Raw genomic sequence first — 20,008 nt, forward strand, 5'->3', positions numbered from 1 at the left:
CGGCATTCGTGCCGGCCGGCGCGCTGGAGCAGGCGGTTTACAGCGGCGACTTCGAGACGGCTCTCGCGAGCCTGGAGGCCATGCCTGCCGCCGGCCGCAAGGCCAGTGCGGAATCGATCGAGAAGATGGGCCAGATCATGCGGTCGAGCCACTGGCAGGGCAGCCCGTACGCACGCCTGTGGGGCGGAGAGGCCCAGGCCGCGCAGTACCGCGCGCTGCAGGCTGCCGTGGTCGTGTGCATGGAGCCCAAGGCCTTGCTCGATCATGCGAGCCTGCGGGTCGCGCTCGACCAGAAAACCGTCTTGGCGCTGTGCAAGCGCTTCGGCATCGATGCCACCAGCTGGCGCGCCGCGCTGCAGCAGGCGGCCGAGGCCAGGCTGCAAGCCTTCGCGGCCCACATCATGCCGGTGCAGAACCTCGTCGCGGCGGGGTTGATCGATCGCCCGCAAGGCGATGAGTACGCCATCGGCCTCATGGCCCTGCCGCGCGCGCTTTCCCGCCTGACCACGATGGACCAGCATTTCGAGCGCGACCCCGGGCTGTACCAGGCCGTGCTGCGCCTCTTCGGCGTGGAGGGGACCGGCGAGCACAACCTGTCCGCGGTCGACAAGTACAACCACTCGCCGAAGAACTCCTGGTCGTACATCTTCATGGAGGGCGCGGTACGGGGCGAATTCACACGCGCACAGCTGCTCGAGAAGACGCTCGGCACGCTGGAGAAGGACTGGCCCCAATTCCGCGCGGGCTGGTTTTCGCGCTTTCACGAGACGCTGGCGCCCGACGCGGACGAGATGGCGCCGTTTGCAGCGCGCTACCTTGGCCTGTGCCATAGCCGCATTCCGCCGACCGTCGCGCTGACGCTCGGTGCGCTGAAAACGCTGCAGGCGGCGGGGCACGTCGACGGAGCATCGCTGCTGGCCGCGCTGCGCCCGGCGTTCTACGCCAGTGCCAAGTCGCAGGTCGAAGCCGCTCTGAAGCTGGCGGAGGCTGTCGTCAGGCGCGAACCCTCGCTCGCGCATGAGGCCTCTGCGGTGGTGCTGTGCGGACTGGTGCACGAGGCTGCCGACCTGCAGAAGAAGATCATCGAACGGCTCAAGGGCTGGGGCGTTGACGACGCGGCGAAAGGTGAGTTGGCGGCGTATGTCGACAGCGTGGCGGCGGTCAACCGGCCGGCGCTTGCGGCACTGCTCGGGGATGCCTCTGTACTCGCCGTGGTGCCGGTGGCCGTCGAGCAGACTCCGACAGGACGTGCGGGAGACGGCCCGATGGATCCGCTCGACGCCAGCCGCGCGCTCGTGCCGATCGCCGATGCCGCCGAGCTGGTCGAACGGATCGCTTTCGTGCTCGAAAACTCCAACGACGTCGATGAGCTGGAGCGCGTTGTCGAGGCACTGGTGCGCATGGCGCCGCTGCCGGAAGCGCTGGTGAAGCAGTGCGCGCCCGTGGTCAAGCGAGCCCGCAAGCTGCTGCACAGCGAGGTGCCGGCCCGGCTGGCGCGGTTGCTGGTCTTCGTCACGAGCGGGGAGCGCCTGCCCGACCTGCGCGACGATCCGCGTCGGCTCGGCTTGCAGAAGCCGCAGGCCGACGAATTTCTGGCTTTGCGCATCGACGATCTCGTCAATCAGGCCGCACGAGGCTGGGGCCTGGCACCATTGTCGTCGGCCACGCATACACGGGGATTCATCGACGCGGCGGTGTTCGTCGAGCGCATCGCGGCGTATCAGGCGCGCGGCGCGGAACCGATCCAGGGAGAGCAGGTGAGGGGGCTGCTACGGCTGGCTCCGGTGCAGGGGCAAGGCGCGGCAGCCTTGCAGGAGAAGGCCCGCCGCCTGGCCGATGTTCCGCTGGTGCGGGCACTGCGCCACGCGCTCGGCGAGGATGGCGTCGCCATTCCAACCAAGGCCGATCAGGTGCAGGAGGCCTTGTTCGCGGCCGCCGCGCGCGTTCGACACCCGGGCGGAGACGATCCGCGAGTACTGGCGGTCTTGGGAGATTTCGGCCCCGACGGCGCGAACGCTGCTCACTACACATGGTCGGTGAGTTCAAGGAGCTCCACCTACGACGGCAAGACCTACGTTCATCACGACTTCCTGCTGGCGTCCGTCGCGGTACCTCAAGACACGCCGCACGCGCTCGTCGCGGTGCGCCGCGCCGGCATCGAGGGTGACTACGACGAAGCCCTGCTGCGCTACGCCGCCACGGTGCTGCCGTCGTCGCTGGAGAGCTTCTTCGCGGCCGGCTGCCGCGAGATCGGCAACAACCTCGACTGGTGGGAGGCGCAGTGGCAGAACCGCGCCTATCTCGTGCCGCTGCTCGATCCCTCGGTACCCGTCACCGCCTCGCAGCCGATGGCGGTGCTGTTGCTGGCTTTGGCTCTTGCGGGCAAGGAGCCTGGGCAGACTGCGCTTGCCGTCGATGCGCTCGTGCATGCCTACACCGAAGCGCGGCTCGACGTGCCGGCGTTGGGGTCGCAGATGCGCGCGCTGCTAGCGTCATCGCTCGTGATGGCCAAACGCTACGGAAAGAGCCTGCAGGCAGCTGTGCGCGCCGATGCCCGGCTGGCCGCGCCGGCCTTCGATGTTCTCTGCGAAATGTTGACTGCGGACGCCGAAAATCCACCCAAGGACTTGGCCGCGCTGATGGAACTGTTGCTCGAGATTGCACTGAGCTCGCAGCGCGCGCTGCCCCCGACCACGCTGGGGCTGCTGAAAGAGCTCAAGCTCGGTGGCAAGGGCCGTGCGGTACAAAAGAATCTGCTCGCCCTGGGCCAGGCTTCACCGGCCCGAACCTGAGGCGCTTCGGATTGCCGCAATCCATTTCCATCTTTCGATTCCATCAACTATTCCGGAGATATGAATGCAACGTAGCGATTTCCGCTTTTTCCACCGCCTGCGCGTACGCTGGGCCGAGGTCGACATGCAGAAGATCGTCTTCAACGCGCACTACCTGATGTACTTCGACACCGCCATCTCCGACTACTGGCGTGCGCTGGCGCTGCCGTATGAGGAGTCGATGCACGCGATGGGCGGCGACCTGTACGTGCGCAAGGCGACGGTCGATTTCCGTGCCTCGGCGCGCATCGACGACGTGCTCGACGTGGGCATGCGCTGCGCGCGCATCGGCAATTCGTCGATGGTGTTCGAGGGCGGGCTGTTCCGGCAGGACCAGTTCCTGGTGGGCTGCGAGCTGGTCTATGTGTTCGCCGACCCGGCCACGCAGACATCGAAGCCGGTGCCGGCAGCCCTGCGCGAGGTGCTGACCGGGTTCGAGGCCGGCGAGTCCATGCGGACCATCGAGACGGGCGACTGGGCCACGTTGGGCGAAGGCGCCGGTGCCTTGCGGCGCGCCGTGTTCATCGAGGAGCAGAACATTCCCGAAGCGATGGAATGGGACGAGCAGGACGCTGTCGTGTTGCACGCGGTGGCGCGCAACCGTCTCGGACAGGTCATTGCCACGGCCCGGCTGTTGCCCGCCGAGAACGGCATCTCGCATATCGGCCGCGTGGCGGTGCATCGCAGCCTGCGCAGTGGTGGCCACGGTGCCGCTGTGATGCAGGCACTCGAGGACGCAGCCAAGGCGCGCGGTGCCAGCGTGGTCGCGCTGAACGCCCAGCGCAGTGCCGAGCGCTTCTATGGGCGGCTGGGCTATGTGCCGCACGGCGACGGCTTCGAAGAGGCCGGCATTCCGCACATCGAGATGCGCCGGTCTCTTCTCTCTTCTTCCTCTCAGTAGCGGCTGGGCGGATCCGGCACGTAGCCCGCGTCCGAACCCGGGAACGGCGACGGACCGGCCGGGCGCGGCCAGCGTGGCGCGGGCGGTACCGGGATCACGCCGGCGGCGATGAGGTTCTCGCGGCTGTCGTAGCGGATTCGGACCACCTCGTCGGGCGACGACTGCGCGCGTTCGAAGGTGGTCTTGCCGACATACGAGGTTTCGCGGCGGCCGTGGGCGGTGCCCAGGCTCGGGCTGGGGGCAGACTGGCGGGCCACGCTGCCTGCCGCGGAGGATTCGGCTGCCGGGGCAGCGTTGTCTGCCGAGCCCGCCTTCGCGCGCGCGTCGCCCTGGTACGACGATGACTCGCTGCGGCGTTCGCGCTCGCTGCCGTATCCACCGTATTCGTCGCGACGCGGAAAGGGTGTGATCGGAGGAGGCGGCGGCTCCGGCATGCGCTCGCGGAACATCGCGACGCCGATCACGCCCACGTCGTCGGGCCGGCCGGTGCGGCTTGCGTAGGAGTTGCCGGCCGCCGCGAACTCGAAGGCCGCGATCTGCGAGTCGCTCTTGCGCCAGCCGGTGATGTCGCTGCGCTCGCGCGGGCTGAAGACATAGCCGTTTTGCAGGACGCCTGCGGTTTCGCCCGTGACGACATTGACACCGTCCACCGACATCACGGCCATGATGCGCTCGCCCATCGCGTTGCGCGCCCGGATGGCGTAGCGCGCACCGGGACGACCGGCCACCCAGTATTCGCCGCGGTGGCGGTAGATCGGCAGTTCGGCGCCGGTGCCGCGGTCGACCACGCTGATCTGCATCAGCGAGCCGATGCGGCTGGATGGCATTGGCGGCGCATAGGAGCGCTCCGGGTTCTGCGCGCAGGCCGGTAGCGAAACCATGGCGCTGAGGGCCAGGGCGGTGGAAAAGAGTCTGCGCTTCATGGTGTGTCTTCCTTGCCAGGAGTTGATCGGTGCTGGCTTCTACGGCGCAGCAACGGCAACAGGGTTAGAAGACACGCAAAAAAAATGGCGCCATCTGTTCGATAGCGCCAAACGCCTTTTTCAGGGGCGTTGGGGGTAAGGGGACGGGAGGCTCAGATGTCCTCTAGCAGGGGGTACGGCAGCGGCTCGACAGTGAGCGCCGGACCATCGGCCGCGCCCGCGCGCAGGCCACCGGCCTCGAGCGCGGCAATCTGCATCGAGATCAGCGCAGACCAGCCGCCGTCGGGCGCCGGCGCGGCCTGTGCCACGGTGCCCACGGGCTGCTCCGCGTCGCCGGCGGCGAACACTTCCTGTCCGGCGGACACGGGCGCATCGGCCTGCACGAGATAGGTGCGGCGCTTCAGCGTGCCGCGGAACTGGCTGCGCGCAACCACTTCCTGGCCGGGGTAGCAGCCTTTCTTGAAGTTCACGCCGCCAACCGACTCGTAGTTGATCATCTGCGGCACGAAGGCCTCGATGACCGGCGTGGTCAGGGTCACGATGCCGCTGCGGACCTCGCTCCACTGCCACAGGTTGTCGTCGAGCACCGGGCCCGCGGGGGCGGCATGGCCGGCCGGTGCGATCCAGAGGGCACGCGGCACGCCATCTGCCGGATAAAGAGACACGGCACTGATTTCGTCGCCGACGGCAGTGCGCTTGCCGGGCGGGGTCGCGGCGTCGAGGCCGTTGCTGGTCAGGGCTGTGCCGGCCAGGCCGTACAGCGCGAATTGTTCAGTGGCGTCGGTCAGCTTGGCCTTGGCGCGCAGCACGTACATCGAAAGGCGCTTGAGCGTGGCGGCGAGGATGTCGCGGCTGCACACCAGCAGGATCAGTTCGGGTTGCGGCTTGATGCCGATGAAACTTGCGATCACACGGCCCTTGGCGGTGCACAGCGCGGCGAGGCGGGCGTCGGAGCCGCCGAGCAGGGAGAAGTCCTGCGTGAGCTGGCCGTGGAGAAAACTGGCGGCGTCAGGGCCTTCGACACGGATCACGCCAAGGTGGGAGAGGGCGGTCACCCCATTGAGAACGACAGTGGTCATCGCTGAATTATCATGGCCGTGCCTGTCCCTTCGGGGCGGCAGGGGCTCCAGCCCTTCGGTTCGCAAGGGCACCGTTTTTTTCAGGTTGCCCCGGCTCATTTCCCGTCATCCCCACATCGGACTCGTGCGCAGCTTCTTCCTCACGCTTTTCCTGCTCGCCGCCCTGGCCGCGCTCGCGCTCGGCGGTGCCGGCCTCTGGTGGGTGCACCAGCCGCTCAAACTGCCGGCGCCCAGCGTCGACCTCTCGGTCGAACCCGGCACCACGCCGCGCGGCATTGCCCAGGCAGTTGCCGACACGGGTGTGGACGTGCAGCCGCAGTTGCTCTACCTGTGGTTCCGCGTCTCGGGCCAAGACCGCCAGATGCGTGCCGGCAGCTACGAACTGGAGCGCGGCGTCACGCCCAAGCTGCTGCTCAACATCCTGGTGCGCGGCGAGGAGGCCACGCGCAGCCTGGTGCTGGTCGAGGGCTGGAACATCCGGCAGGTGCGCGCCGCGCTCGCCAAGGCCGACCAGCTCAAGCCCGAGAGCGTGGGCATGACCGACGAGGCGCTGATGGCCAAGCTCGGCAAGCCGGGCCTGCATCCGGAAGGACGTTTCTTTCCGGACACGTACACCTATTCGAAGGGCTCGACCGACATCGCCCTGCTGCAGCGCGCGATGCGGGCCATGGACAAGAAGCTAGAGGCCGCCTGGGCGGCCCGCTCCTCCGATCTGCCGCTGAAATCGGCCGATGAGGCGCTTATTCTGGCCAGCATTGTCGAAAAGGAGACAGGCAAGGCCAACGACCGGGCGGAAATCGCGGCCGTATTCACCAACCGCCTGCGCATCGGCATGCCGCTGCAGACCGATCCGACCGTCATCTACGGCATGGGCACCGCCTTCGACGGCAATCTGCGCAAGAAAGACCTGCAGACCGACACCCCCTGGAATACGTACACGCGCGGCGGCCTGCCACCCACGCCCATTTCCATGCCGGGCAAGGCGGCGCTTCTGGCGGCTGTGCAGCCGGCGCAAAGCAAATCGCTGTACTTCGTATCGCGCGGCGACGGCACCAGCCAGTTCAGCAGTTCGCTCGACGACCACAACCGCGCGGTCAACCGCTACCAGCGCGGCGGCGGCGACTCCAAACCGAAGGCGACCCAATGAGTGACCAAGGCCTGTTTCTGACGCTGGAAGGCATCGACGGCGCGGGCAAGTCGAGCCACCTCGACGCGCTGGAGGCGCTGTTCAAGGCGAAGGGGCGCACGGTCGTGCGCACGCGCGAGCCCGGCGGTACACAGCTGGCCGAGACGCTGCGCGGGCTGATCCTCGAACAGCCGATGGACCCGCTGACCGAATCGCTGCTGGTGTTCGCCGCCCGGCGCGATCACATCGTGCAGGTCATCGAGCCGGCGCTGGCGCGCGGCGACGTGGTGCTTTGCGACCGGTTCACCGACGCCACTTTCGCCTACCAGGGCGCAGGGCGTGGCTTCGATCCGGCCGTCCTGTCGACGCTCGAGCAGTGGGTTCAGGCGGGAAGGGCTGCGTTGCCCGCCTCCACGCTGCTGCAGCCGCAGATCACGCTGTGGTTCGACCTGGCGCCCGAGATCGCCGCCCAGCGGCTGGCCGGCGCGCGGGTGCCCGACAAGTTCGAGGCGCAGCCGGTCGAGTTCTTCCGCCGCGTGGCGCAGGGCTATGCAGCCCGTGCCGCCGCCGATGCACAGCGCTTCGTGCGCATCGATGCCAGCCAGGCGCGCGATCAGGTCTGGCGGCAGGTCGAGTCGGAGCTGCTGGCGCGTGGCGTGCTGGACGGCAGGGCGGTTCGATGAGCGCCGAGGCACTGTCGCCCTGGCTGCGCCGGCCACTCACCGAACTGCTGCGCCAGCGCGGCCATGCGTGGCTGCTGCAGGGCCCCTCCGGCATCGGCCAGTACGAACTGGCGCTGGCCTTGGCTTCCGCATGGCTGTGCGAGCAGCCGACGCAGGAGGGCACCGCCTGCGGCCACTGTTCCAGCTGCCATGCGATCGAGGTCCGCACCCACGCCGACCTCTGCGTGCTGATGCCCGAAGTCGCCATGCAGGAGCTGAACTGGCCGCTCGACGAGAAGGCCCAGGCCGATATCGACGACAAGAAGCGCAAGCCCAGCCGCGAGATTCGCGTCGAGGCGATGCGCGATGCGGTCGGCTTTGCCCAGCGCACCAGTGCGCGCGGGCGAGGCAAGGTGGTGCTGGTGTACCCGGCCGAGCGCATGAACACGATCACCGCCAACGCGCTGCTGAAGACGCTCGAGGAGCCGGTCGGTGACGTCCGCTTCGTGCTCGCCAGCGAGGCAGCCTGGCAACTGCTGCCGACCATCCGCAGCCGCTGCCTTGGCTTCACGCTGCCCTGGCCTGAAACCGCCGAGGCTGAGGCCTGGCTCACCGCTCAGGACGTGCCTGCGGCCGATGCCGCGGCCCTGCTGCGTGCCGCCGGCGGGCGGCCCAGCGACGCCCTGCGGCTTGCGCGCTCGGGGCAGTCGCCCAAGGCGTGGGCCTTGCTTCCGAAGGCGATGGTGCGCGGCGAAGTGGGGGCGTTGGCCGATCACGCGCCCGCGCAGGCCGTCGGCGCGCTGCAGAAGCTCTGCCACGACCTGATGGCTGTCGGAAACGGCGCCGCGCCACGTTTCTTCGATGCCGCCGATCTGCCCGCGGCGCCGTCCCGGCTGGCGCTTGCGCGCTGGTCGAAGTCGCTCGCCAGCGCCGCGAGAACCGCGGAGCACCCGTTCAATGCGGGCCTCATGCTCGAAGCGCTTGTGAGCGAAGCGCGAACCACCCTAAACTCTGCCGCTCGTCGCCCATGAACCAACCTGCCGCCTCCGCTGCGTCCGCAGCAACCCCCACACCCGCCCGGCCGAGCGTCATCCAGCTCGCCATCAAGGAAAAGGGCGCGCTGTACGCGGCCTACATCCCGCTGTTCGCCGAGGGTGGCATCTTCATTCCGACCTCGCGCGAATACCGGCTCGGCGACGACGTCTATGTGCTGCTGACGCTGCCTGAAGACCCGCAACGCTATCCGGTGGCCGGCAAGGTGGCCTGGATCACGCCGCCGCGTGCCGCCGGCAACCGGGCCCCGGGCGTTGGCATCCGTTTTCCTTCCGACGAGAAGTCGCGCCAGCTGAAGGCGCGCATCGAGGCGGCGCTCGGCGGCTCGATGGCCTCCGACCGCCCCACGCAAACCATCTGAGTTCTCCGCCGTCCTCGTGACGCGGAACTCGGTCGACGGCGCCACCTCCCATACAAAGGCCGAATCAGGGCCAGACAAGGGCGAGCGCCGCGCGCTCCACCATTTCCGATGTTCACAGACTCCCACTGCCACCTCACGTTTCCCGAATTCGCGGGCCAGATGCCGCAGATCCGCGCCGCCATGGCCGCGGCGCAGGTCGACCGGGCACTTTGCATCTGCACCAAGCTCGAGGAATTCGACGAAGTTCAGGCGCTGGCCGCGAGCTACGACAACTTCTGGGCCAGCGTGGGCGTGCACCCCGACAACGAGGACATCGCCGAGCCCTCGGTCGAAGACCTGGTGCGCCTTTCCGCGAGGCCGCGCGTGGTCGCCATCGGCGAGACCGGCCTCGACTACTACCAGATGGAAGAGCGCAAGGGCGGCCGCAGCATTTCTGACATGGAATGGCAGCGCGACCGGTTCCGGGTGCACATCCGCGCCGCGCGGCAGACCCGCAAGCCGCTGATCATCCACACGCGCGAAGCGTCGGCGGACACGCTGGCGATCCTCAAGGAAGAGGGCGAGGACGCCTCGCCAGGCGCGGCGGGCGGCGTGTTCCATTGCTTCACAGAAACCGCCGAAGTGGCGCGCGCCGCGCTCGACCTGGGCTTCTACATCTCGTTTTCCGGCATCCTGACCTTCAAGAAGGCGCAGGACCTGCGCGACGTGGCCGCCTTCGTGCCGCTCGACCGCATGCTGATCGAGACCGACAGCCCATACCTCGCGCCGGTGCCGTACCGCGGAAAGACCAACAACCCGTCATACGTGCCCTACGTGGCGCAACAGATCGCAGAGCTGCGCAAGATGCCCGTAGAGGCCGTCGCCAAGGCCACGAGCGACAACTTCGAAACGTTGTTCAGGGAAGTCAAATCATGAAAAACTACTTCAAGAAATCGATTTATCTCATTGTCATTGCTGCATCTTTTGCCGCGCATGCTGGTTCGTTCGAAGACTTTTTCAGGGCTGTGCGCGGCGACAACGCCGGCGGCGTGCGCAACCTGATCCAGCGCGGCTTCGACCCCAACACGCGCGACGAGCATGGCCAGACGGGCCTGCTGATCGCGCTGCGGGAGCCTTCGCCGAAGGTCGTCAAGGTGCTGATCGAGGCGCCGCAGACCGACGTGGACATCGCCAGCCCGAAGGACGAAACGCCGCTGATGCTGGCCGCCATCAAGGGCCAGCAGGACGTGGTCGACCAGTTGCTCAAGCGCGACGCTGCCGTCAACAAGACCGGCTGGACACCGCTGCACTACGCGGCCACCAGCGGGCAGATCGCGATCATCAAAGTGCTGCTCGAGAACTTCGCCTTCATCGATGCGCAGTCGCCCAACGGCACCACGCCGCTGATGATGGCGGCCATGTACGGCTCCAACGATGCAGTGAAGCTGCTGCTGGACGAGGGCGCCGACACCACCATGAAGAACCAGCTCGGCATGACCGCCGTCGACTTCGCCAACAAGGCGAACCGCTCGGAAGCCGCTTCGATGATCGCCGCGGCTGCCAACGCAAAGGCCAACGCGGCCAAGGCCGTCCCGAAGGACGGCAAGTGGTAAGGCCCTGAGGGGCGCCCTTCAATTCAGCGCGGCTGTTGCTGCGTCGTGCAGTGGATGCCGCCGCCGCCCGCTGCGATGGCGTCGATGTCGAGCTGAACCACCTCGCGGCGCGGGAACAGCTCGCGAAGCAATGAACGGGCGTTGCCGTCGGCGCGTGAATCGCCGAACTGCGGCGCGATCACAGCGCCGTTGCACACGTAGAAGTTGATGTAGCCCGCGGCGAACTCGGGCGTTTCGAGCTTCCTGCGCACCGATTCCGGTCCCTTGAGCACTTCCACGCGCAGCCGCTGGCCGCGTGCGTCGGTGGCCTGCTTCAGGATTTCCAGGTGCCGCCGGGTCACGGCACGGTCGTAGGAATCGGGGTCTTCGTCGAGACCGGCCACCACCACGCCCGGCGCTGCGAAGCGCGCGTAGAAATCGGTGTGACCGTCGGTGATGTCGCGTCCCGCGATGCCGGGCAGCCAGATGATCTTGCGCAGGCCCAGCAGCCGTTTCAGTTCGGCTTCGCAGGCCTCCTTGCCCAGTCCGGGGTTGCGGTTGGCGTTGAGCACGCAGCTCTCGGTGATGATGGCCGTGCCCTGTCCGTCGACCTCGATGCCGCCGCCCTCCAGCACGAGTCGGGTACGTAGCCGCTGCACCCCAGCTGCGCCCGCCACGTACCCGGCAACTTCGGCGTCGGCCTCATGCTCCTGCTTGCGGCCCCAGCCGTTGAAGTTGAAGTCCACCCCGGCCCACTGGCCCGAGGCGTTGCGCACGAAGACGGGGCCCGTGTCACGCATCCAGAGATCGTCGACCGGCTGCACTTCGAGCTGCACCCGGTTGCCGCACAGGCGGGCCGCGAGGTCGTGGTCTTCCTCGTTCACCAGCATGCGCACCGGCTCGAAGGACGCGATCGTGCGCGCGATGAGCGCCAGGTGCTCGCGCACCGGCTTCAGCAGGCTCCGGCCCCAGACGTCTTCGTTGGCACCGAAGGACATCCAGGTGGCACGGTGCGGATCGCCTTCGTCGGGCATCTGCCAGGACTCGGATGCAGCCGCCATCGACGGCAGGCCCAGGCCCAGCGGCGCGAGGCTCAGGCCGCCCAGCAGGCGGCGACGGGTCAGCAGGGGAGAGGGCATGCGCATTTCGGTCAGTCCTACGCGGGTTCTTGCTGCGTCGTGCAGTGGATGCCGCCACCGCCCGCGGCGATGGCGTCGATGTTCAGCTGCACGATCTGGTGGCTGGGCAACTGTGCCGCCAGCGCATTGCGAGCTGCCTGGTCGGCGACAGCATCGCCGAATTCGGGCAGGAAAAGGGCCTTGTCGGTGATCAGGAAGTTCACGTAGCCTGCCGCGAAGTCCTTGCGGGAGAACTCGGGCCGCACCTTGGACGGCGTTTCCAGCACGACGATCTTCAGCGCGCGGCCTTGTGCATCGGTGGCGGTGCGCAGCAGCTCCAGGTGGCGCCTGGTCACGGCGTGGTCGAAGGATTGCTCGTAGTTCTCCAGCGCGGCGACGATCACGCCAGGCTTGATGAAGCGGGCGTAGAAGTCGGTGTGGCCGTCCGTGATGTCGCGGTTGGCGATGCCCGGCAGCCAGATGATCTTTTCCAGGCCCAGCAGGCGCTTGAGTTCGACCTCGGCGTCGGCCTTGCTGACGCCCGGATTGCGGTTGGCGTTGAGCACGCAGCTCTCGGTGATGATGGCCGTGCCCTGTCCGTCGACCTCGATGCCGCCGCCTTCCAGCACCAGCCGGCTGCGCAGCAGCGGAACGCCGGTCAGCTCGGCCATGCGTGCAGCGACCGTGGCGTCGCGGGCATGCGGCTGCTTGTTGCCCCAGCCGTTGAAATTGAAGCTCACCGCGGCGCGCTCGCCACGGGCATTGCGCACGAAGACGCAACCGGTGTCGCGCATCCAGAGGTCATCGATCTCGTGCTGGATCAACTGCACGTTGGAGCCGCAGAGCTGTCGGGCCGTAGCGAAATCGTCGGCACCGACAAGCATCTTCACCGGCTCGTAGACGCTGATGGCATTGGCGATGCGCGCCAAGGCTTGCTGCACCGGCTGGCGCATGGCGGAAGTCCATACGGACTCGCGTGCGGCGAAGGCCATCCAGACGGCGCGGTGAGGTGCGCTTTCGTCGGGCATGCGCCAGGCTTCGGCCGGCTGCGGGGAGGGCGAAGATGTGTTCGAGGAAGGAGTGGGAGCAGGGGCCGGCATGGGGAAAAAGGCTTGGGAGCCACCGCCGCCACTACCGCCGCCGCCGCATGCGGAGAGGAGTCCGCTCATGAATCCGAGGCTGCCAAGGCCCATCAGGGCACGTCGAGTCGTCATTGGGAAAATCTAGGGTTACTACTGAGGCATCGGATTCTGTCGACCTTTACTCATTTAAAAAATTGATCTTTTCTGGACTGATTGGCCAATCAGGCTCATGAATTGGTTGTCAGGCCTTGGCGTAGTCCAGCAGGCTCTCGAATACATGCCGAACGAGCGGCAGGCGCGGTTCACCCTCGGTGCGCGAGATCCAGAGCGTGCCGAGCGGCAGGCTCGGGTATGCGGTGAGGTGTCGCAGTTGGCCGTTGCGCAGAGCCTCATCGGCCAGCAGGCGCGACACCAGCGCGATGCCATGCCCGCGCAAGGCTGCGTCCAGCAGGAGGCGCGGATCGTCGTAGATCGCAAGCTTGCGCAGGCTGCCGAAGTGCTCGCGGATGAACGGGCCGATACGGTCGCTCGTGAGGTCGGTTTCGAGGCAGAGCATTCCCGAGGGCTCGCCGCCGGAGTCTGCATGCACGACCGCGACGAGCTCGTCGTCCAGCAATGGAACTTCGAGCACGCCGCGCTGCCTGAGCGGCTCGCGGGTGATGGCGATGTCCACGTCCATCTCGTCGATGTAGCGAGCCGTTTCGTCGATGGAGATGATCGGACAGAGCGCTGGATGCTCCTGCAGAAGCTTGTCCACGCGCGGCTGCAGCCAGCCTTTGACGACTGGCGCCGGACAGACCACCGTGACAAGGCTGTCGTCCATGTAGGTTTCGATGCGGCTCAAGCCGCTGCGGATCTGGTCGAGCGACTTGCTCACGCTGTCGAGCAGCAGACGCCCGGAGACAGTCAGCTCGACGCCACGGCCCTTGCGCCGAAACAGCGGCTGGCCGACTTGCTCCTCGAGCTGCGCAATCTGGTGGCTGACCGCGGACTGGGAGATGCAAAGCTCGTCAGCAGCGCGCGAGTAGCTTCCCAGACGAGCGGCTGCTTCGAAGCCGATGAGGAATCTGAAGGAAGGCAGTCTGGCGTTCGACATGGTGCGAGGGCTTTTGAGGTGATTCGATGCTAATGCTGGGTGCACTGGGCAACTGTGGAACTCGTCCATATTCCACACAATGTGCATTATGTTAAATATCATGCGCACTCGAAGGCACGCGAAATTGCCACCCAAGCTTCAGTCCTCTTCCCGCCCCCGATACTGCCCCATCAGCGTCTGCTGGACGCTCGGCGGCACGGCTTCATAGTGCGACAGCGCGATGGTGTAGCGGCCCTGTCCGCTGGTCATGGCGTTGAGCCGCGACTGGTAGTTGGCCAGTTCGGCCATCGGCACCTGCCCGCCGACTGCCACGGTACCGGCTCCCAGGGTCGACGTCCCGGTGACCAGGCCGCGCCGCGACGACAGATCGCTCGTGACGTCGCCAACAGAGTGCTCGGGCACGTCGATCTCGATCTGCACGATCGGCTCGAGCACCACCGGCCGGGCTTCGCGAATCGCAGCCATGAAAGCCTTGCGGCCGGCGGTCGCGAAGGCGATGTCCTTGCTGTCGACGCTGTGGTGCTTGCCGTCGTGCACCACGACGCGGACGTCGACCACCGGGTAGCCGGCAATCGCGCCACACACCAGCACCTCCCGCACGCCCTTCTCGACCGCCGGGATGAACTGGCCCGGAATCGCGCCGCCCCTGACTTCGTCCGCGAACTGGAAGCCCGCGCCACGTGCCAGCGGCTCGATACGCAGGAAGACTTCGCCGAACTGGCCAGCGCCTCCGGTCTGCTTCTTGTGCCGGTGATGGCCTTCTGCCGGTGCGGTCACGGTCTCCCTGTAGGCAATTCGTGGCGGCCTGGTCTGCACTTCGAAGCGGTACACCTCGCGCAGTCGCTCGAGCACGGTGCGCAGGTGAAGCTCGCCAAGCCCGTAGAGGACCGTCTCGTTGGTCGCAACCACGTGCTCGATGCGCAAACATGGGTCCTCCGCCGCGAGCTTGCCGAGGATCTCCCAGGCGCGCTGCTCGTCGCCACGGCGCTTGGGCTCCACGGCCAGCCCGTGCACCGGCACGGGAAACGCCAGCGGCGCGAGATGGACGTGGCTGTCTTCCGCCGCGTCGTGCAGCACGGCATCGAAATGGATCTCCTCGACCTTGGCCACCGCCACGATGTCGCCCGGCAGCGCGCGCGAGACCTCCACGTGGTCCTTGCCCTGCAGCATGAAGAGGTGCCCCACCTTGAAGGGCTTCCGGCCGTCACCGACGTAGAGCTGGCTGTCGGACGTGATCGTGCCCTGGTGTACGCGGAAGATGCCGAGCTTGCCGACATAGGGATCGCTCGTGACCTTGAACACGTGCGCCAGCACGTGCAGCGTCGGGTCGGGCCTGGCCTCCATGGGCTTGGCCTCGGCGCCTTCGCCAACGATGAAGTCCGGCGGGTTGGCCTCGGTCGGGTCAGGCAGGAGCTTGACGATCACGTCCAGCAATTCGGCCACACCGGCGCCGCTGCGCGACGAGACGAAGCACACAGGGATCAGGTGGCCTTCGCGCAGCGCCTGCTCGAGCGGCGCGTGCAGCTCCGACGGACTCACGTCGCCCTCCTCCAGGTAACGGTCGACGAAGGCCGCGTCGACCTCGACCACCTGCTCCACCAGCGCGCGGTGCGCCGCTTCGACGGGGCCGAAATCGGATTGCCCGAATCGGTTGAAGAAGCAGTCCACAACCTGTCTGCCAACCCCGTCGGGCAGGTTCAGCGGCAGGCATTCGCGGCCGAAGGTCGCCTGGATGTCGGCCAGCAGGCCTGCCAGCGAAATGCCCTGCGAGTCGATCTTGCTGACGATGATCATGCGGGCGAGGTGGCGCGAGGCCGCGTACTCCATCATGCGCACCGTCATCGGCTCGATGCCGGTGGCGGCATTGACGACCACCGCTACTGTCTCGACCGCCTCCAGCGCCGGCAGGCTCTGACCGAGGAAGTCGGGGCCGCCGGGCGTGTCGATGAAGTGGATGCGCGTGCCGGCATGGGTGAGGTGCATCACGGACGCGTTGAGCGAGTGCTGCATGCGTCGTTCGAGCGGATCGTGGTCGCTGACGGTGCTGCCGCGCTCCACGCTGCCGCAGGCTCCGATGGCACCCGCCTTGTGCAGCATGGCTTCGGCAAGGGAGGTCTTGCCGGCGGCGGCTGCACCGACGAGCGCCAGTGTTCGCACTGCTTCCATTTCGGCCGCGAGGCCGTTCGATCGGCTTGCCATGGCTGGACTCCTTGGCGTCCCGGAAGGCCCGCTTGGCAGCCTCGGACACGGTGCGTGGACTTCGGGCCAGCGTACGGGATTGAATGGACTGTTGCAAGCTCGCCACCCCGAGGCGGGCGCCCTTGCCTTCTAGGCCCTGGTCGCAGGCACTCGCGAGACCTGCATAAGGCGTTTGGCCGATGGAACCGGCGCCGGATAACGCTTAAACAGTAGTCCAAAGAATTCACATGAGAACTATTGCGCAGGACAATAGTGCGCAAACTGCCATCGTCGGTAGGCGCCGCAGACCCTTTTTCAAACGTACCTTATGGAATAACGCTCTTTTCCATGGAACACCGGCTGGACTGGGCTCTTGCTGCCTGCGCTCGCATTCTTCGCCCGGTGGTAAGGCTTGCCCTCGCGATGGGGGTCAAGCATCCCCACCTCGAGGAGTTGCTGCGCGACCTTCTGATCGAGGAGGCGCAGCGAAGCTGGCGCGGCCAGGGCGTGCCCAGGCCTAACCTGAGCCAACTGTCCATAACGACCGGCCTGAACCGAAAGGCGGTGACCGCCAAGGTACGGGCCACCGTCGACCCCCTGCCCCACACAGAACTGTCGGCAGCAGCCAAGACTTTCACGTTGTGGTTGCAGATGCTTACGCAGAACGAATCCTTCCGGCGCCTGCCCATCACCGCCGGCAACGCTGCCCCCTCCTTCGAGGCCATGGCGCGGATGAGCAGCCGCGGCGACGTGCATCACCGCACCATCCTCGACGAGCTGGTGCGCCTGAACATGGTGAGCGAGGAAGAAGGCGTGGTCGAGCTCACGACCGACGGCTTCGTGCCGGTGGAAGACCTGCAATCGATGCTCGCCTTCCTGGGCGACAACGGCCGCGACCATCTGCTGGCGGCCGTCTCCAACACGCTGGGCGAGGAGCCCAGGATGCTCGAGCGCGCGGTGTATGCGCGCGGGCTCACGCTGCAGGAATGCGAGCAGATACAGCGTCTGGTCAGGGAGCGATGGGCCGCCCTGCACCACGAGCTGGCCCAGGAAATGACGCAGGCGGTCGACCGCGCCCCTTCCGGAGCAACGGGGCGCATCCGGGTCGGCATCTACACCTATTACGAAGACGAGAGCGTGCCACCACCCCGACCACCAGACTGAAAGCGCGCCCACGCCATGAACAAGATCAAGCCCCCTTGGCAGCGATTCACGCTCGGCCTCTTTTCCGCGGGCTTCGTAGCCTTGCTGCTGTCATGCGGCAGCAGCGGAGGTCTGGCGGCTGGTCTTGGTGTCGGAACGGGTGGTGCGGCAGCGACAGGCACAGGAGAGGACACCCCTGCTGCAGGAGCGGGAGCGGACTCCAACAGCACAGATGTCACAGACAGCACGGAAAGCGGCACGAGTACCGCCGGCAACAGCAGCATGGGCGGCTCCGGCGTCGGCTCGGGTGGCACGGGCGTGTGACCGCCGACGCCGCCGGCACCGGAGCGGCCGATGGTCTGGGCAGCATCATCCTCAATGGACTGCGCTACGACACCGACAGCGCCACCCAGGTGCAGTCGGCGGCCGCACTGCGGGGGGCGGTCTTGGGCTCCGATGTCCAGGCGGGCCGCTTTGTTGTGATGGCACGCTTCCGGCGGCGTAGCATTCGCCGACGGCAGCGTCGCCGACCTGAAGGCGGGAGACTTCGTTGAGTTTCACTGGGTACTCGCACTCGGGCACTGACGGCCGATCAGGTCGGACATTCCGTCATTGTCACTGTGAAGAGATGCCTACCAGCTGACCACCACTTTCGAGGTCTCCACGTCAGCTGGCGCGCGAGTGCGTTGCGCCTATTGAACAAGCCTCACCCGGTAAACCGCGTTGGGCTGGGAGAGTCCTGCCGACGAGTTGTTCTGACATAGCGTGCTTAACTCGACCGTTACGTAGTAGTTGCCATTGCCCCCGCTAGTGTTGACGGTACCGGACAGGATGTGCAGGCATGCAAAACCCGTGATCTTTGTTGGGACGGCGTTCTGCGACTGTGCAACGACCAACACAGTCACGTACTCGCAAGTACGGTTGCCGGCTGCGCTGCAGCTATTGATTCTGCGAACGAATTCCGGGGCAATCCCATCAGCCTGATCAAGAAGCATGGTGTTGTCACCAATGCGCATTGCGTGGGGATTGCCGTGATCGAATAGATCGCGCATCGCACTGGCGTTGTTGCTGAGGTTATTGAAATTGTCAAAGCTGGTGAACAGCGATTGATCTTGCGAACAAGCCGGATTGCCATTGCTAGGCGTGCCGGAGCCTACGTACCAACGGATGGGGTTGCCATTTTGCAATCTTGGCCGGGGGGGCGTTTGTGAAAAGTCCCAACTTGCGTCGTAGCGACACTTGGAGACAACCAGGGGCATCAACCCGCCCGGCAGCACTGTGTCCGGAGAAGCCGAGACTGCAACTGAGGTAGCCGCCACTGTTGAGGAGGCTGCGCCCACCAGAGGCAGCAGAAAATGCCCCACTGGGCCACCGTTCTTCCCGGATTTCTTTTCGACGGTGACTTTCACCGCAGGCACGTAGCTAGAGTTGGCAGGCGGGGTGAACGGCAGGGTCTTGAATGCACTCGAGCAGGGCGTGGCAGGTGATGGCCCGCATTTGCCATCCCAATAGCCAGTGATGGCGTCAGCATCGACAAGCAAGGGGCCGTTGGCGGCGTTCTTCTTTACCGCCAGAACTGCATTCGACTGGGCACTGCTCCAGTCATAGGAACTTCCAGGAGACACCCCGGGGCGGTAAAGGTAGTTCGCTCCCGCCAAAGACCCGGAATCCGCGGCATTCTGAAGCTCGTTCCGGGCAACAAAAAGATGTCCGATATCGATCGCCAGTCCTGCAAAGGCAAGCAGTACCACCATCGACACGATCGTCAAGACTGCGATCCCACCGCGCTGCCTTTCGCGTGAACGCGCGCCGCAGGGCGTCAGTCGGTTGTGAAGAAGCGTTCTGGTTCGACGATTCTGCATGACGAACTCCCGCAAATTCATTCATGGACCATGATCGTCCTGGCCGATAGATTGAACGGCCCCATGACTACACCAAGTAGAGCCCCCCATCCGAGGCCGGTATACCGATAGGAAACGTTGACGGTAAGAGAGCTTCCGAAAGCGCCCCCCGCCCCCGTCGAAGTGGTAGTTACGGGAGAAGGCCCTCCAAAGGCAATCAGGTAGCGATCGCAATATTGCGTAACGATCGCTTGAAGGTCAGTGGAGCTGAGCTTCGGGCTCCTCAGGACAACTCCCGCTCTCGCGGCCTCTCGGCTGGCGTTGGTGATCACGGCCTTGTCGTAGAAGGCAAGGCTCAAGTCCACAATCATGGAGAAAACCAAAAGAAAGAACGGCAGGACAAGCGCGAATTCGACCGCAGCTGCACCACTTTCGCGTTTTGATTTCATGGCACCTCCAAGGATGAATGTCGTATCAATCTTGTGATTTCGCTCCCAGCCAGACTCCATGAACCTGTGCTGGGTTGCGCAGCCCCGAAGCAAAACTTTCCCATTACTTTGTCTAACTCATCGTAATGAGCGCTGATCGTGGTCGGGATTTTTGGTTTCAATTTATTACATACTTAACGAATCGCGGCTCATCGAATGGATGTAGCACTTGCGCGGAAGCTGTGCATCCGCAACGTGCCGGGCACCGGCGGTCAGGCATCGTTCCCGCTGATCGGCGCCATTGGCGCCTACCAGTCCCCGCCAGCTTCAGGCCGGTGGATACCAGCGGCAGCGGGGTCGTCTTCGAGGATGGCACTTCGGCGAACCTGGCCAGCGGCCAGCGCGTGACCGCCGTGGGAGACCACGTGGTCGACGGCGTGCTCATCAATCTCCATGGAAATTCCGTGCGCAGTTCACGGACGCGCGAGCGTGCCCTATCGACAAGGGCATGCCGTTGATGTAAAACAAAATAGCTAAAGTGAAAAAATCACATCCCAACCAAAAATGGCTACCGAACCTCGTGACGAACAGGATCCGTGCCGTCGCGGCTTACAG

At 65.9% G+C, this 20,008-nt stretch carries 18 protein-coding genes; 10 read left to right on the plus strand and 8 right to left on the minus strand.

Going from position 1 to position 20,008, the window contains the following annotated elements:
- The first annotated feature begins 8 nt into the window (after window positions 1-8).
- Window positions 9-2,792, plus strand: coding sequence for a DUF6493 family protein (locus EJO71_RS33285; RefSeq protein ID WP_125952897.1), 2,784 nt, complete (start codon window positions 9-11; stop codon window positions 2,790-2,792).
- 64 nt (window positions 2,793-2,856) lie between these two features.
- Entirely contained in the window at window positions 2,857-3,732 is an 876-nt protein-coding gene (locus EJO71_RS33290; protein ID WP_125952896.1) for a YbgC/FadM family acyl-CoA thioesterase, read from the plus strand.
- Here EJO71_RS33290 and EJO71_RS33295 read toward each other — a convergent pair.
- Together EJO71_RS33295 and EJO71_RS33300 are read right to left on the minus strand one after the other, a co-directional pair.
- Window positions 3,726-4,655 carry a hypothetical protein gene (locus EJO71_RS33295; RefSeq protein WP_125952895.1) on the minus strand — a complete coding sequence of 310 codons (930 nt, stop codon included), beginning with the start codon at window positions 4,653-4,655 and terminating at the stop codon, window positions 3,726-3,728. The two genes, EJO71_RS33290 and EJO71_RS33295, sit on opposite strands and share 7 nt — an antisense overlap.
- A 152-nt stretch (window positions 4,656-4,807) precedes the next feature.
- Window positions 4,808-5,734 (minus strand): folate-binding protein YgfZ, encoded by a 927-nt coding sequence (locus EJO71_RS33300; RefSeq protein ID WP_125952894.1) that lies wholly within the window; start codon window positions 5,732-5,734, stop codon window positions 4,808-4,810.
- A 124-nt stretch (window positions 5,735-5,858) separates the two neighbouring features.
- Here EJO71_RS33300 and mltG point away from each other — a divergent pair, with 124 nt between their 5' ends.
- From mltG to EJO71_RS33330, 6 genes are all read left to right on the plus strand, one after another.
- Entirely contained in the window at window positions 5,859-6,881 is a 1,023-nt protein-coding gene (mltG, locus tag EJO71_RS33305; protein ID WP_125952893.1) for an endolytic transglycosylase MltG, read from the plus strand.
- Complete coding sequence (tmk, locus tag EJO71_RS33310; protein ID WP_125952892.1) at window positions 6,878-7,543, plus strand: dTMP kinase; 666 nt, start codon at window positions 6,878-6,880, stop codon at window positions 7,541-7,543. Before mltG ends, tmk begins: the two co-directional genes overlap by 4 nt.
- On the plus strand, window positions 7,540-8,553 hold the full coding sequence (locus tag EJO71_RS33315; protein ID WP_125952891.1) for a DNA polymerase III subunit delta': 1,014 nt from the start codon (window positions 7,540-7,542) through the stop codon (window positions 8,551-8,553). The genes tmk and EJO71_RS33315 overlap by 4 nt, the downstream gene beginning before the upstream one ends.
- Window positions 8,550-8,936 carry a PilZ domain-containing protein gene (locus EJO71_RS33320; protein WP_125952890.1) on the plus strand — a complete coding sequence of 129 codons (387 nt, stop codon included), beginning with the start codon at window positions 8,550-8,552 and terminating at the stop codon, window positions 8,934-8,936. Before EJO71_RS33315 ends, EJO71_RS33320 begins: the two co-directional genes overlap by 4 nt.
- 108 nt (window positions 8,937-9,044) lie before the next feature.
- Window positions 9,045-9,851 (plus strand): TatD family hydrolase, encoded by an 807-nt coding sequence (locus tag EJO71_RS33325; protein WP_125952889.1) that lies wholly within the window; start codon window positions 9,045-9,047, stop codon window positions 9,849-9,851.
- On the plus strand, window positions 9,848-10,528 hold the full coding sequence (locus tag EJO71_RS33330; RefSeq protein ID WP_125952888.1) for an ankyrin repeat domain-containing protein: 681 nt from the start codon (window positions 9,848-9,850) through the stop codon (window positions 10,526-10,528). The genes EJO71_RS33325 and EJO71_RS33330 overlap by 4 nt, the downstream gene beginning before the upstream one ends.
- A 23-nt stretch (window positions 10,529-10,551) precedes the next feature.
- On the opposite strand, the gene EJO71_RS33335 is transcribed toward EJO71_RS33330, so the two are convergent.
- From EJO71_RS33335 to fusA, 4 genes are all read right to left on the minus strand, one after another.
- Entirely contained in the window at window positions 10,552-11,568 is a 1,017-nt protein-coding gene (locus tag EJO71_RS33335) for an agmatine deiminase family protein (RefSeq protein WP_125952930.1), read from the minus strand.
- Between the two features lie 95 nt (window positions 11,569-11,663).
- Window positions 11,664-12,653, minus strand: coding sequence for an agmatine deiminase family protein (locus EJO71_RS33340; protein ID WP_125952887.1), 990 nt, complete (start codon window positions 12,651-12,653; stop codon window positions 11,664-11,666).
- Window positions 12,654-12,948: 295 nt separating this feature from the next.
- Window positions 12,949-13,803 carry a LysR family transcriptional regulator gene (locus tag EJO71_RS33345; protein ID WP_125952886.1) on the minus strand — a complete coding sequence of 285 codons (855 nt, stop codon included), beginning with the start codon at window positions 13,801-13,803 and terminating at the stop codon, window positions 12,949-12,951.
- Window positions 13,804-13,941: 138 nt separating this feature from the next.
- Complete coding sequence (fusA, locus tag EJO71_RS33350) at window positions 13,942-16,002, minus strand: elongation factor G (protein WP_125952885.1); 2,061 nt, start codon at window positions 16,000-16,002, stop codon at window positions 13,942-13,944.
- Between the two features lie 327 nt (window positions 16,003-16,329).
- Between fusA and EJO71_RS33355 the strand changes: the two genes are divergently transcribed.
- A complete protein-coding gene (locus tag EJO71_RS33355; protein ID WP_125952884.1) occupies window positions 16,330-17,145 on the plus strand; it encodes a DUF6502 family protein in 816 nt (271 codons plus the stop codon).
- Between the two features lie 15 nt (window positions 17,146-17,160).
- Complete coding sequence (locus tag EJO71_RS33360) at window positions 17,161-17,448, plus strand: hypothetical protein (protein ID WP_125952883.1); 288 nt, start codon at window positions 17,161-17,163, stop codon at window positions 17,446-17,448.
- Between the two features lie 368 nt (window positions 17,449-17,816).
- Here EJO71_RS33360 and EJO71_RS33365 read toward each other — a convergent pair whose 3' ends face one another.
- Together EJO71_RS33365 and EJO71_RS33370 are read right to left on the minus strand one after the other, a co-directional pair.
- The gene (locus EJO71_RS33365) at window positions 17,817-19,007 is read right to left on the minus strand and encodes a pilus assembly protein TadG-related protein (RefSeq protein WP_125952882.1); all 1,191 of its coding nucleotides are present in this window, start codon (window positions 19,005-19,007) and stop codon (window positions 17,817-17,819) included.
- Window positions 19,004-19,414 carry a TadE/TadG family type IV pilus assembly protein gene (locus EJO71_RS33370; protein ID WP_125952881.1) on the minus strand — a complete coding sequence of 137 codons (411 nt, stop codon included), beginning with the start codon at window positions 19,412-19,414 and terminating at the stop codon, window positions 19,004-19,006. The genes EJO71_RS33365 and EJO71_RS33370 overlap by 4 nt, the downstream gene beginning before the upstream one ends.
- Window positions 19,415-20,008 lie beyond the last annotated feature (594 nt).

The organism is Variovorax sp. 679, assembly GCF_003952185.1.
Classification (GTDB): Bacteria; Pseudomonadota; Gammaproteobacteria; order Burkholderiales; family Burkholderiaceae_C; genus Variovorax.

Coding starts and splice junctions, on each gene's coding strand:
- EJO71_RS33335 (WP_125952930.1), bottom strand. CDS start 11,568: ATGGCGGCTGCATCCGAGTCCTGGCAGATGCCCGACGAAGGCGATCCG.
- EJO71_RS33355 (WP_125952884.1), top strand. CDS start 16,330: ATGGAACACCGGCTGGACTGGGCTCTTGCTGCCTGCGCTCGCATTCTT.
- EJO71_RS33320 (WP_125952890.1), top strand. CDS start 8,550: ATGAACCAACCTGCCGCCTCCGCTGCGTCCGCAGCAACCCCCACACCC.
- fusA (WP_125952885.1), bottom strand. CDS start 16,002: ATGGCAAGCCGATCGAACGGCCTCGCGGCCGAAATGGAAGCAGTGCGA.
- EJO71_RS33325 (WP_125952889.1), top strand. CDS start 9,045: ATGTTCACAGACTCCCACTGCCACCTCACGTTTCCCGAATTCGCGGGC.
- EJO71_RS33340 (WP_125952887.1), bottom strand. CDS start 12,653: ATGCCCGACGAAAGCGCACCTCACCGCGCCGTCTGGATGGCCTTCGCC.
- EJO71_RS33330 (WP_125952888.1), top strand. CDS start 9,848: ATGAAAAACTACTTCAAGAAATCGATTTATCTCATTGTCATTGCTGCA.
- EJO71_RS33360 (WP_125952883.1), top strand. CDS start 17,161: ATGAACAAGATCAAGCCCCCTTGGCAGCGATTCACGCTCGGCCTCTTT.
- tmk (WP_125952892.1), top strand. CDS start 6,878: ATGAGTGACCAAGGCCTGTTTCTGACGCTGGAAGGCATCGACGGCGCG.
- EJO71_RS33315 (WP_125952891.1), top strand. CDS start 7,540: ATGAGCGCCGAGGCACTGTCGCCCTGGCTGCGCCGGCCACTCACCGAA.
- EJO71_RS33295 (WP_125952895.1), bottom strand. CDS start 4,655: ATGAAGCGCAGACTCTTTTCCACCGCCCTGGCCCTCAGCGCCATGGTT.
- EJO71_RS33290 (WP_125952896.1), top strand. CDS start 2,857: ATGCAACGTAGCGATTTCCGCTTTTTCCACCGCCTGCGCGTACGCTGG.
- EJO71_RS33300 (WP_125952894.1), bottom strand. CDS start 5,734: ATGACCACTGTCGTTCTCAATGGGGTGACCGCCCTCTCCCACCTTGGC.
- EJO71_RS33345 (WP_125952886.1), bottom strand. CDS start 13,803: ATGTCGAACGCCAGACTGCCTTCCTTCAGATTCCTCATCGGCTTCGAA.
- EJO71_RS33365 (WP_125952882.1), bottom strand. CDS start 19,007: ATGAATTTGCGGGAGTTCGTCATGCAGAATCGTCGAACCAGAACGCTT.
- EJO71_RS33370 (WP_125952881.1), bottom strand. CDS start 19,414: ATGAAATCAAAACGCGAAAGTGGTGCAGCTGCGGTCGAATTCGCGCTT.